10 protein-coding genes are annotated in these 13,247 nt (G+C 57.2%); 1 reads left to right on the top strand and 9 read right to left on the bottom strand.

Translation table 11 applies throughout. The annotated features are described in order from the left end of the window. Nucleotides 1-5: 5 nt before the first annotated feature. Entirely contained in the window at nt 6-2,930 is a 2,925-nt protein-coding gene (locus tag G438_RS0107400; RefSeq protein ID WP_026460772.1) for a choice-of-anchor M domain-containing protein, read from the bottom strand. A gap of 137 nt (nt 2,931-3,067) precedes the next feature. On the opposite strand from G438_RS0107400, the gene G438_RS0107395 reads away from it, so the two are divergent. Then, nucleotides 3,068-4,489, top strand: a complete 1,422-nt coding sequence (locus G438_RS0107395) for an MBL fold metallo-hydrolase RNA specificity domain-containing protein (RefSeq protein WP_026460771.1) — start codon at nt 3,068-3,070, stop codon at nt 4,487-4,489. Between the two features lie 40 nt (nt 4,490-4,529). Here G438_RS0107395 and G438_RS0107390 read toward each other — a convergent pair whose 3' ends face one another. From G438_RS0107390 to G438_RS0107355, 8 genes are all read right to left on the bottom strand, one after another. Next, nucleotides 4,530-4,763, bottom strand: coding sequence for a DUF3046 domain-containing protein (locus tag G438_RS0107390; protein WP_026460770.1), 234 nt, complete (start codon nt 4,761-4,763; stop codon nt 4,530-4,532). A gap of 1 nt (nt 4,764) precedes the next feature. After that, on the bottom strand, nt 4,765-5,076 hold the full coding sequence (locus tag G438_RS0107385; protein WP_026460769.1) for a helix-turn-helix domain-containing protein: 312 nt from the start codon (nt 5,074-5,076) through the stop codon (nt 4,765-4,767). 82 nt (nt 5,077-5,158) lie between these two features. After that, a complete protein-coding gene (gene pgsA, locus G438_RS11360; RefSeq protein WP_084403188.1) occupies nt 5,159-5,902 on the bottom strand; it encodes a CDP-diacylglycerol--glycerol-3-phosphate 3-phosphatidyltransferase in 744 nt (247 codons plus the stop codon). Nucleotides 5,903-5,922: 20 nt separating this feature from the next. Next, nucleotides 5,923-8,892, bottom strand: a complete 2,970-nt coding sequence (locus G438_RS0107375; RefSeq protein ID WP_026460768.1) for a DNA translocase FtsK — start codon at nt 8,890-8,892, stop codon at nt 5,923-5,925. 79 nt (nt 8,893-8,971) lie between these two features. After that, nucleotides 8,972-9,907 carry a PfkB family carbohydrate kinase gene (locus G438_RS0107370; RefSeq protein WP_026460767.1) on the bottom strand — a complete coding sequence of 312 codons (936 nt, stop codon included), beginning with the start codon at nt 9,905-9,907 and terminating at the stop codon, nt 8,972-8,974. Between the two features lie 9 nt (nt 9,908-9,916). Beyond that, nucleotides 9,917-11,608 carry a ribonuclease J gene (locus tag G438_RS0107365; RefSeq protein WP_026460766.1) on the bottom strand — a complete coding sequence of 564 codons (1,692 nt, stop codon included), beginning with the start codon at nt 11,606-11,608 and terminating at the stop codon, nt 9,917-9,919. A gap of 23 nt (nt 11,609-11,631) precedes the next feature. After that, on the bottom strand, nt 11,632-11,928 hold the full coding sequence (locus tag G438_RS0107360; protein ID WP_026460765.1) for a ferredoxin family protein: 297 nt from the start codon (nt 11,926-11,928) through the stop codon (nt 11,632-11,634). 12 nt (nt 11,929-11,940) lie between these two features. Beyond that, nucleotides 11,941-13,245 carry an FAD-dependent oxidoreductase gene (locus G438_RS0107355; RefSeq protein ID WP_026460764.1) on the bottom strand — a complete coding sequence of 435 codons (1,305 nt, stop codon included), beginning with the start codon at nt 13,243-13,245 and terminating at the stop codon, nt 11,941-11,943. Nucleotides 13,246-13,247: the final 2 nt, after the last annotated feature.

Here is a 13,247-nt window from a genome sequence, read left to right as displayed (position 1 = left end):
TGCACCTAGGGCCGAGGCCGTTCCTTGCGTCGTAGAAGCAGGAACAGTACCCCTCCCCCAAGTGCGCCAGCAACCGATATGGCAACAGCAAGCGGTATCCATTGCGCTGTGCCACCACGTGCGGGGGCATTTTGCGTGGTACTGCCTGTTGTATCGGGATTCTGCGTGTTTGGAGTGTGTTCGCCAGCCTCGGGGATGACGGTGGCGTCCTTCGCTTCGGGGAGCGCAGTTCCGTCAGCGTCGTCTGTGCGAGTCGAGCCTTGGGGGGTCGACTGACTGTGGGGGGTTGTCTGGTCTTGGGGCATTGACGGGTTTGGGCGTGAGTTAGCCGAGGCGGGGGCGCCGTTACTGCTGACACCGCCGCCCGGGGTGGTTGACGATGCCTGCTGCGGTTGTGGTTGGGAAGGGGCAGAAAGGTGGGATGTGCCTCCGGCAGGTGCCGTATTGCTGGGCGTGTGACTGTGTGGGGCAGCGGGGATGCGCGGTATTTGCGGCACTGTGGGATCTGGTACTTGAGGCTGGGGCGTCGGCACCTGAGGCTTCGGAGCCTTGGGCGCATGCGCCTCAGGTGCTGGACGTTCAGGCGCCTGCGGCTGGGGCGTCGGCACTTCAGGGGTCTGGGGCTTTTTCGACTCTGGTGAAGGATTATCAGGTGTCTGGGGCGTTGGTGCCTGAGGATGTTGCTCTTCTCCTTCAACAACAAAGGTGACAGGTACCGCTGGTGCCACCTGTGTTTTTCCATCAGCGCTGACCGCATCTAACGACAGCACGTAGGTTCCGGGGGTAGTGAATATCCACGACACGTGCATGTGGGTGCCTGGTGGCGCCGGAATCGTCTGTTCACCCTCACGCGCAGAATCGAAGAGAATATCCAAGGTCCCCTGCAGGCCGTGCGCCACACTCAGTCCGACTCGTCCACCCTGTGGAAGCGTGAGCGCTCGTAGCCGCAGCCGCATATCTGCAGGCACATGATGTTTCTGATAGTCGATACCTTCGGTACTAAAACCTGGCCATATTTCTTTGTCCTGATACGCGCCGCTTTGATCAAGGACGTAGCGCCTCGTGTTGGCATCGCCGAGCAGATCCCACGTCGACGTGATATTGCGGCCAATATCCGTTTTAAGGCTGCGTGAAGTAACCTTCAGGGTGACTGAACGCGGATCACGCAGCACTGTGCGGTCTTTGACTACCTGCAGCGTATCGTCATTGAGTCCAAAGGTGAGTCCCTGTGTCGGTGTCGCTACGAGGCGAAGGTCGAGATGTCCGCGATCAAGGGTCACTTTCGTTGTATCACGCTCATTCGATGGGCTTTGCGGCACGCTGTCGTCAGGCTTTGGGGCTTCGCCTTCTCCTGGGCCATCCTTTGGAACCTCAGGTGTGACACCATCGCGTGGTGCGATTGCACCTGTTGAAAGGTCCAGCAGAAAATGACGTGTTTTCTCTAGGGAGAATCCGCGAAAGACGAATGATCCGGCGGCAAGGTTATGGCGTGAATGCGGCACAATGGTCACAGCCAACGTGTCGTTATTACGGTAGACAGAGAAGTCTTCGACTGTTTCAAAACGGCCCTGTTCTTCGAGGTTACCCTCAACAAATTTCACTGTCCCAAGGTTTTTGAAGTCTTGTCGCTGCTCATGATAGTCACGGCCCGTACGCACCTTCACATAGCCGGATAGGTGAGGATCGCCTGCTTGAACAAGTATGCAATACCGGTCAGGATGTCCCGCTTCTGGAACAAAATCGAGGGACACCGTACGTGATGCTGGACTGCTGGGACTTTCAGCAAGCGCAATATTGTCGATATGGTTGCGGGCAGGCACGATAGCATTGACTGCCCTGCTGGTAGAGGCCGATGCCTGTCCAGTGGTGTACTCGACGATATCTGAGGCCCAAGCTGATGTGGTGTCTGCGTCCGGGAAGAATGCAGCCTGATAGAACGACGTACCTGCTCCCAGCATTTCAGTGAAGTGGGCAACGCCTTTGGTGGTCGGGATCTCGGCAAGGAAATATCCGTCGATCTGGAAGACGACACGCCCGTTGATATTGGCGTCACCGCTACTAAAGCTCATGGTGGACAGGAGTGGATCGCTGTTATGAGGCGATATCGTGAACGAAGCTTCGGGCAGCTGCGCACTGCGTGCCCTTTGGAATGCGGCATTGACGTCACGATAGGTACGTTCAGCAGGATTGGTGCCTCCCACTTGCCATTGGATCGTAGCTGTGGGGCTGAGATATTGCGTGCCATCGGCTTCACGTCGCGCTGAGGCAACGTAGTCGACCTGGTAAAGGCCCGGTTTAGAAAATACCGTGTGATAGTGAGAATGCCGGGGTTCGAAGAAACTGCGGTAGGCAAGATTCGAGCTGGAGAATCGTCGTTTCACACCACCAGCATTGGTTTCAAATGCCTCCATACGCCCTGGTCCGCGCACGTCCACCAAGTCGACGGCGTATGTATTGCCTGAAAATAGGTAGGTTGGCGCATTTTTGTCGTCATTGAGACCAACATAGGGGGCCGACCAGTCCGTATTATTGTTCTGATTGGCAATGAACCACGGTGTTCCTGCGCCACCGAGAAAGCCAAGATCAGCATTGGCATTGGCGGGCACAATATACCGCGATTGAGCTGGAGTCCCGCTCTGCTCCTCTAAGGCACCACGACGTATCCACAGCACGGTATTTTCGGGGGCATATACCTCCCCTGCTTCGACGCCGATGTGCGCGGAAAAGGTATTGTTGTCATCATCGTCGGTCCACGAGACAAATGGGGCGTGCGTATGCCCATGGGTGATGACACGTACGGTGGCGTCTTGCGCTTGGGTGTGGGGCGCTGCCACCACGATAGCAACGAGTGCAATGAGTACAGCTGAGAGCACGAGGCTGATATCACGCAGGTGACGATGAGAAGCTAACGGGGACGGATGTGGGATCACGAGACAACCTTAGATACCGAACAACTATTTGATAATCATTCGCATTATCATATTGCTTGATGTCTCTCGTCAACTCCTCTCAATAATTCATTGCCCATTCGGCTGCGTAAATACGTCAAAGGAGGCACGCTAGTGGTATGGGAACGACCACACTCACTTTCCTCGGAGCTGCGGGGACAGTAACCGGCTCCAAGTACCTTCTCACCGTCAACCGCACTGGCGACAAAATCCGCCGTATCCTCATCGACTGCGGCATGTTTCAAGGGCCCAAGGATTTGCGTCGAAAAAACTGGGCTGATTTCCCCGTTGATCCCGCAAGTGTCACCGATATCCTTCTCACCCATGCCCATATGGACCACACAGGGATGCTTCCTCGCCTCGTCAAATATGGCTTCCGCGGACGTATTTGGTGCACCCCAGCCACCGCGGAACTCACCGCCATTGTCCTACGAGACAGCGCTCACCTGCAGGAACGCGATGCGGAATACGCTCAAAGTCGCGGCTATTCACGTCACGCTTCCCCTGCCCCGCTGTACCGGGTCACAGACGTCGAAGACACCCTGCCGCTCATCCGCACCATAGATTTTCACCAAGCGACAGACCTCGGTGACGGCCTCGTCGCCACATGGTACCGCGCTGGCCATATCCTTGGTTCGGCTTCAATACATCTGGCCACCTACAGCGGATCGATCCTCTTTTCAGGCGACCTGGGGCGTGACACGCATCCTGTACTCAAGCCTCGAGAAAAACCTCCAGGTGCCGACATTGTCCTCGTAGAGTCAACCTATGGCGACCGGGAGCATTTTGATCCTGTTGACCAGGCCCACGAGGTACTGGCATCAGCCATCCGCCGAACGATCGAACGCTCAGGGTCGGTACTCATTCCAGCATTTGCCGTGGACCGAACCGAGGTCGTACTGAAAGCACTTGCCGATTTGCAAGACGCCGGCCGTATCCCCGCAGTACCTATCTACGTCGATTCACCAATGGCACTAGCGTCATTGCGCATTTATCAAGCTGAACGTCACCGCAATGAACTCATCGAGGCAGTTGGCAACCTGGCATTACCGCAGCTTGATATACGCGAGGTGCACACACCCGAACAATCCGAACGATTAAATCGCCCATCTGAGCCGTGCATCATCATCTCCGCCTCAGGTATGGCCACAGGTGGTCGAGTGCTGCACCACTTAGAACATATGTTGCCCAACCCCCAGCATTGCGTCGTCTTATCCGGCTATCAGGCACTGGGAACACGCGGGCGCGCATTGGCCGACGGCGCACGGCACCTGAAAATGTATGGCACCTATGTTGCAGTGCGCGCTGAAGTCGTGCGCGACGAGGAGTTCTCGGTCCATGCAGACGGCAGCGAACTCCTTGGATGGGTGGCGGCCCTAGTGCCCCAGCCGACACAAATCTTCTGCGTCCACGGGGAACCCGATTCAGCCTCGGCACTTTCGCAGCGCCTGGGAGACGAACTCTCCGTTGTGGCTGTCGTCCCCACCAGCGGCGAAACAATACGGGTCAAAGGTGCAATACGGACTCCACCCATACCTTAGGCGCGCCACCACGGATACCACCGCGTTCACGCACAGCGTTTTATTGGCGTTGGCGCCGATCTTTCGGGTCAATCCGGTGGATCCAGCGCACCTGCGGACCACGTCCTGTTTCCTCAACGAGAGCTGCCCACACATGGTCAGGATCACAGCCGCTCTCGATGGCTGCCTGCGCGGTAGCACCAAGCGAAGGTAAATACAGGTCTGCAGCCATCGAGCGACCAAGAGTAGGACCGAAAACGTCGTCGACCGCCGCCCAAAACTCGGAGCGACGCACCTTAGGAAATAAGGGTGACGGGCACAGGAGCGGGTGCAGCAACGGGAACAACCGTGCCATCCGCCTCGGCCATCCGATCAGCAACCTCCCGCAGGACGAACCACAGCGGCACTCCTAACGCCACACAGATCGCATCAAGGAGTTCAGAGGAGGCTTCTTTTTGTCCACGTTCGACCTCAGAAAGGTAACCCAAGGAAACCTGAGCCTGCGCGGACACCTCGCGCAGGGTACGCCCCTGCATTTGCCGCATATGACGCAATACGTCACCGACTTCGGTACGCAGTAGCGGCGTGGTGGTGCGAGTACTCATCATGTCTCTACTCTATTCGCCAATATGCGCCTACGCATTGCAGGTCCACCCTCAGGGAACGTGCAACATCTCGCAGTGGCGTGACTTACTCCTCATTGCCAGCGTTGTCGCCAGCAGTCACCCCGCCAGTGGCCTCGTCCCTAGTCAACTCCGCCGCTTCGCCAAGTATTGCGCTGTTGGCCTCCTGCTGGGGTGAATCCGTTTCCTGGTCGGCGGGTATCTCAGTATCGGATTTACGCCACAACCGTAACCCGTCGGCAACATAAAGCGCACCCGACCATACCGTCACCGCCAACGCAGCCCCACCAATCGCGTAGATCACGTAGGCGAGCCACGTCAACACCTGATCGTTGACAAACGTGGCCCATGGGACAAGGAGCAGGACAATAAAGAGCATTTGCAAGACTGTCTTGAGTTTGCCACCCGAGCTTGCAGAAACCACAATGTCGCGTTTGAGTAAGATCGCACGCAGGGCGGTAATGCCAAGTTCTCGCACCGCCACCACGATCGTGAACCACCAGGGAATCAACCCATCAACGGAAAGGATCACGAAGGCACCCAGGGTCAGTGCCTTATCGGCAATCGGATCGACAATGCGACCAAAATCGGTGACCGTACCACTGGCCCGCGCGATCTTACCGTCAAGTAAATCGGTCGCTGCTGCCACACAAAAAACCGCAAGTGCCCACCATCGAGGGACGATACCCTCCGTCAGGACCAGTACAAGGAACACTGGGACAAGGACGAGGCGCAGCACAGTCAGCGCATTAGGGACGTTCCACGCGGCGCCCTTGGCACTGTGCTCAGCGCGGGAGACATTCGAGGCCATAAACCCATCCTATACGAGGATTAATACCGCCCCGTCAGGTTCCACGCGTCTTCACTCTCGTCGCCCTCATCATCTACCCACGCCGAGCCTGGAGCGGAGGAAGAAAAATCACCGATGGAATACGGGTCATCGTCTTCAACGACATCGTCCTGAGGTAGGACAGGTACGGGTAACCCTGTCATGACTTTCACTCCGTGCTGCTTCGGTTCAGCAGCGCTGGAGGCTGACCACGCTGCGTTGTCATCAACATGGTCAGCCTGAGGTGAAGCGTCCGTGGAATGCACCGCCTGGCCGAGGCTGTGCTGAGCGGCGGCATCGGCTGGAGCGCCGCTGGCCCCAGCAGACGAGATTCCCGTAGAGTCGGTCGGCTCAGGGCCAGCAGGTAATGACGTGCCGGACACTGTCTGAGGTGTTGGTGCGGCAGAGAGAGGCACAGCGGGCGCTGCCGGAGCAGCGGAGGATAACTGAGGGGCCGCCGGAGCGGCAGGTGCTGAAGTGGCAGGGGCCGTCGGAGCGGCAGGAGCTGCCGCCTCGCCTCGTAACATCGCAAGGATTTCCGGCAGACGTTCTGGCTGTACCAGAACCTGACGTGCCTTGGACCCTTCCGACGGGCCAACAACGCCTCTGGATTCCAGCAGGTCCATCAATCGGCCTGCGCGAGCAAAACCAACACGCAGCTTACGTTGAAGCATCGAGGTGGAACCCAGTTGCGTCGAAATCACCAGTTCGGCGGCTTGCAAAAGATCATCAAGATCATCGCCAATATCCTCAGCCACTTTTGCGGCCGGGGCAGCAGAAACGATGTCGTCACGGTAGGAAGCCTGCATCTGAGACTTCACATGCGACACAATCTGGTGTATCTCCGATTCAGTCACCCACGCGCCCTGGACACGCATTGGCTTACCTTGGCCTGCGGGTAGATACAGTGCGTCGCCCTGTCCAATAAGTTTTTCGGCGCCTGGCTGATCCAAGATGACGCGCGAATCCGCAAGGGCAGAGGTCGCAAAAGCCAAACGGGATGGCACATTTGCCTTAATCAAACCCGTGACAACATCAACTGACGGTCGTTGCGTTGCCAAAACAAGGTGAATACCAGCAGCACGCGCCAACTGGGTGATACGTTGAACCGAGGCTTCGACATCACGTGGTGCCACCATCATGAGGTCTGCGAGTTCGTCGACCACAACAAGCAGATACGGGTAGGGACGCAATTTGCGCTCAAGACCCGGCAGAGCCTGAACCTTGCCTTCTTCCACTGCCTTATTGAAGTCATCGACATGTTTAAAGCCGTAGGTTGCCAAGTCGTCGTAGCGGCTATCCATTTCACGCACGACCCATTCAAGTGCCTCAGCTGCCTTCTTTGGGTCGGTAATAATGGGGCTCACCAAGTGGGGAATCCCCTCGTATATTGTGAGCTCTACCCGTTTAGGGTCCACCAGAATCATGCGGACCTGCTGCGGCGTGGCACGCATCATAATCGAGGTGATCATCGAGTTAACGAAACTGGATTTACCGGAACCGGTTTGACCCGCAACCAGAAGGTGCGGCGTTTTGGCAAGGTTGGTGACAACATAGCCACCTTCAACATCCTTACCAACACCCACGACTAGTGGATGATGGTTACGCTTAGCGGCACCTGACCGCAGCACATCACCCAAGGCAACCGTCTCACGGTCCGCATTAGGTATTTCCACACCAATGGCACTCTTACCTGGAATAGGCGCCAATATGCGCACATCTGCTGACGCCACCGCGTAGGCGATATTCTTCGACAGATTCGTCAAGCGGTCGACCTTAACGCCGGGCCCAAGAACGACCTCGTATCGGGTAACTGTTGGGCCGCGGGAAAAACCGGTGACTTTCGCGTCGATATTAAACTCAGCAAAAACCTGCTGCAAGGCGTGAACGACCTGGTCGTTGACCGCTGAACGTGTCTTATGGGGTGCCCCACGCACCAGCAGTTCCTCGCTGGGCAAGGCGTAGGTAATATTTTCTTCCACCTCGCTGGCAAATTCATGAACCGGTGCGGGCGCAGGTTCGGCAGGGGGTACCTGTTCCGTTTCAGTCAGCGCCGGCACCACATGGATGGCTTCGGTGGGGGCATCGCTCGCAGCAGGTGCAGATGGTGTCGCTGGGCTTGGCTCCGCGGCAACAGTCGTTGCAGCATCCGCGACCTCCTGGGTTTGTGATAACACCTGCGTGCTGTGCTCAAGTGGGGTACGGAATGCCTCGTTGCCGTCATATTGCTCAAGGAACGGGTCATCCCCCGCAGCTAATTGTTCGCGGCCACGCTTGCGTGCCTGTTCGAAAGCATCACGCGCCCGCGCAGTATCACCTTCGTCTGTCGTTGTCGTTGCCTTGAAACGGGCCACAAGCTGGCGTATTTTCTCCGGCACGTCTGCGACCCGGGTACGTGTGGCGAGTAACAGGGCATAGATCAGCAACAATATGAGGACTGCTCCCGAACCCCATGGCGACAACAGATTCGTCAACGGTCGCGCAACGAACCAGCCGATAATGCCGCCAGCTGATTCAATCGCTGAAAAGGGTGACAACGCTGGGTTGCCTTTACTCACATGTACCAAGCCCGTCAGTGCCACGATCACACCGACGACTCCGGCCACGTGGTGTGGTAGCGCTGAGTTACCTGAGCGTGCGCGGAAAAGCTCAACAGCAAATGCCACCAGAGCCAACGGGAGGACCACAGCGAAGATCCCCACCGAGCCCGCTGCAAGCAGGTGGATGAAGGCACCTGCTTGGCCAGAAATATCGAACCATTCACGTAACGCAACTAGGACAGCGCCAGCCAAACTCGCAAAAGCCAGCGCATCACGTTTCACCTGCGGATCAACAGCGCGCCATGCGCGCACGGCGGCAATACCTGCGCGACCCAACGCAGCGAAGGTACGGGCAAGAGCGCCTTGAGCCGGAGCTTTCGACGTGCCGACCCGCTGCGAGGCGGGATTTTTCGGGGAAGACTTCTGAGCCATGATGTATCTACGCTAGCGCATCACCACACAGTGCTCGTGTGCCTCGCCGTGTAGCTACTGCCTAGTGGCTCACGCCCAGTCAGCCGACACGCCCTTTCGTGAGGATATCTTCGACCTGTCGACGACTTGGGACTGGCAGAGCTGACTCGTGCGAAATAGCATAAGCACCCGCCGCATTAGCCCACCTCACCGCCTCGAAAAGGTCACCATGTTCAATGAGGGCAGCGCACATGACGCCGATATGTGTATCGCCCACCCCCGCGGTATCGACAGTAACCGAAAGGAAGCGCGGCACCTCCACCCAGCCACCATCAGCCAAAGCCTCGATCTGTGCCCCCATCACACCCATCCGGCGCACGATGGCCGCTTCAGGACGCAAATAATCGCGAAGTGAGGTGCCCGGTTCAAGCGTGTTGAGGCTGCGACGCAAACCTTCACTTTCCCGAATATTCATCGTGACGATATCTGCTCGGCCCAGCAAGTGTTTCCAGGCCGACGCTGGAACCTGGTCCACCGCCGGCGCCACTGACACGACGAGCTTTACTGAGGCAGGCAGGGCCGCACCCCACCCAGCCAAGACTTCCGCGGACGTTGGAATCGCCAGGTCTGCGCCAGATATATGGATGATGTCGCCTGGTTGAAGGACAATCGCATCCAATGCGGAGCGTGACGGTTCCGATTCTACGCCGGCTGTCACAACCGAAGTCAGCGATCCATCTGTTTCCAGCAGTTGTATGGCCACGCCAATATCACCAACAAGTTCCTGCGTGAGGATCGTGACATCGGCTGCCGCCAACTGTTGACGTACGGTCGAAGAGTTCGGGCCTGTACCTAGAGGCGAGGCCAACGCGGCCCGCGCCCCAATCGCCGAGGCAGCAGACAAGGTGGTGAAGCCACCGCCCGGTCGGGACATGGCCGTGGACGCTTTTACCGACCCGCCGCGTTCGGGCAGCGTGTCGATATTCATCGGCAGGACAAGCACCACCGAATGCGTGGAAATAAAGCGCCCGCTCACACCTTTGCCTTACTGGAGGACGACTACCGGAACTATCATCGGACGACGTCGCAAACGCCTGGACACCCATCGACCAAGGACACGACGCATTACCTGTTGGAGAGTGTATGCGTCTACGCCGCCCGGTGCAGCCGCGTCTTCCAGTGCGGTTGTCAGCTCGGGCAGGATTTCGTCGAATACACTGGATTCTTCTGCCATGCCGATGGCGCGAATCACAGGCGCAGACAGCACCTGTCCCATATCTTTATCGACCACAGCGAAGATCGACACGAAACCTTCAGCAGCCAGCGTGCGACGCTGCGCAAGTTCATCTTCAGAGATATCGCCAATGGATTTGCCATCCACATAGACCCGTTCACACGGTACCTGCCCACTGATACGGGCATCGCCGTCTTTCAAATCAACTGTGACACCACCGTCAGCCAATGCGATCCGGGCAGGGTCAACGCCTGTGCTCACCGCAAGCTGACCATTGGCAATTAGGTGACGGATTTCCCCGTGGATCGGCATGACATTCGTAGGGCGCACTAGGTTGTAGAAGGTCAGTAGCTCCCCTTGGCAGGCATGGCCCGACACGTGCACCTTGGCATTGCCCCTGTGGAAGACATTGACACCGCTGCGCGTCAGATCGTTAATGACGCGGTTAACGTCGGTTTCATTCCCTGGGATCAGTGATGCGGCGAGGATCACTGTGTCACCAGCATCAATAGTGACGCTTCGGTGATTGCCAACACTGATGCGAGCAAGGGCAGCCATTGGTTCACCTTGGGAACCCGTCACCATCCACAGCCGTTCACTTGGCGGCAATTCATTGAGGTGAGCAGCGTCAACGATCAGCCCTTCGGGTACAGTAAGGTAGCCTTTTTCTTGCGCAATTTTCATATTGCGTTCCATTGATCGTCCAACAAGGCCAACTTTGCGGCCCGAAGCCAGTGCAGCATTCATCACCAGCTGTACACGGTGCACATGCGAGGCGAAGGAAGCCACCACGACTTGGCCACTGGCATCTTTGACGAGGCGGTCAAGAACAGGGCCGATTTCGCGTTCTGATGGAATAAAACCAGGAACTTCAGAATTCGTCGAGTCCACCATAAATAGATCCACCCCCTCGGCACCGATTCGCGCAAGGGCTTGAAGGTCAGTGGGGCGACCGTCAAGCGGCAGGTGATCAATCTTGAAATCGCCAGTAATGAGGACAGTACCTGCTGGTGTACGCACACACACCGCGAGCGCATCGGGGATTGAGTGCGTGACGGTGATGAACTCGACATCAAAAGGTCCCAGCTTGACGGTGTCTCCCCCGGCAACAACATGAAAATCAGGGGTGGGTAGGCGGTGTTCACGCAGCTTTGGTTCCGTAAAGGCCAGCGTAAGGTCGGAACCATATGTGGGGATATCGGGTCGTTGCATGGCCAGATACGGCACGGCGCCGATATGGTCCTCGTGTCCATGGGTAAGGACGAGCGCCACGACATCATCAAGGCGGTCTTTAATCCACGAAAAATCAGGCAGGATCAGGTCCACACCGGGTTGCGATTCTTCTGGGAACAGCACGCCACAGTCCACAATGAGGAGTTTTCCGTCGTACTCTAGGACGTTCATATTGCGTCCGACTTCACCTAGGCCACCTAAAGGGATGACACGGAGTGCGCCGTCCTGAAGGGGACTAGGTTCGGTCAGATTCGCGTAAAGAGGCTTCATACCTCGATCCTAACGCGTGGAGCCTATCCCTCCCTAAAGATGATGCCGAAGCTACCGCGAGGGTAATGCCATTTCAAGACACCAGCAGGTGCCACAGCCAAACAGGTCCCACATTCCAAACAGGCCGCGTATTCGACATCAACGGAACCATCGGCTGCGACTGAGTACACGTGAGCTGGGCAGATGCGTTCAAGTAGGGGGCCAGCGCCGAGGCGCCGCGCCGCCTCTTGGTCAACCTCAATGTGGGGGCATTCTTCGTCGAGGTTATATGTATTACCTGCCAGACGAGCGGGTACTGATTCGAGGGTGAATGTTGCCATGACTGTCCTTCCTCACAGTGCCTTCATACCGGCAATGACGTCGCTGATAAGGTCTTTCAATTTGAGTCCTGATGCTGTGAATGCGTCGATGGCCACTTTGGTTATCCGTTTGCGTGGACGCAGGTCATGGTGGAAGACACCATAGAGTACGTCGGCGGCAAGTTGCCCATAACCTGCATACATGCGTGGCCGCTCCAAGAAGGCGGGTGTTCGCCGGTAGGTTTTCATGTCCTTGCCAACGAATGAGGCATCAAGTTTTGCTTGGTATCGGGCCATCGCATTGGCGCTATAGTCGCCGCTGGACAGAGCCTCGTCAATGGTGTCGGCTGCCGCCAAGGCGCTGCCCGCTGCCAGGTCCATCCCACGTATGGTCAGACCAGTATTGAGCGTGAACCCTGCGGCGTCACCGATGATAATCAAACCTGGGCGGGTCAGATCGTGACTGACCATGTGGGGTCCATCTTCAATGGTGAGGTGGCATCCGTATTCAAGCAGCGCACCTCCTTCAAGCAGCGGCGCAATCTCAGGGTGGGCCAGGAAGTGGTCATGGATGTCGGATGAGGACTTCCCTGAGGCCACAAGGTCATCCAGACGAAGGACCACGCCGATGGAGACAGACTCTTCGTTGGTGTAGAGGAAACCACCTCCGGCCACACCCTGTGTGCAATCCCCTACCATCGCGTAGGCAACGCCTTCATCGCCACGGATGCGGAATCGGTCTTCCAGCGTCTGACGCGGAAGTGAAATAACGGATTTTACGCCAACTGCAAGGTGTTTCATCGGCTCCGCATCACGGATCCCTGCTTGTCGAGCAATAAAGGAGTTCACTCCATCGGCTGCAACGACCACGTGGGCACGAAGCTCGTCTTCATCTGCCCGAATACCCACGACGGCGCCATCTTCGATGAGGAGGGCGTCAACTTTCACGCCGGGCATGACAGTGACGCCCTCCTCTTCGCATTGTTCCAACAGCCACGCGTCAAGTTTTGCGCGTAGCACCGTCACAGCATTGACTGGTTCGTGGAGACGCTGGTCTTTGTAGTCAACAGTCACCGACGACTTCTCGTTGAGCAACGTAATGCAGTTACGCACGATACGTCGCTCAACCGGTGCTTCGGTGACGAAATTGGCAAATACCTGCTCCATGACACGGCAGTAGAAAACGCCACCTGAAAGGTTTTTCGACCCGGGTTCGCCGCCTCGTTCTACTAGGAGAACTTCTCTGCCTTTTCTTGCCAGGCTCACTGCGCATACTGCGCCGGCGACGCCTCCACCTATCACAATGACGTCGAAGTCGACGGGGTTTTCTTCTGCCATGG

The organism is Schaalia suimastitidis DSM 15538 (assembly GCF_000429105.1).
Lineage (GTDB): Bacteria > Actinomycetota > Actinomycetes > Actinomycetales > Actinomycetaceae > Pauljensenia > Pauljensenia suimastitidis.
This window is presented reverse-complemented; position numbering and strand designations above follow the sequence as displayed.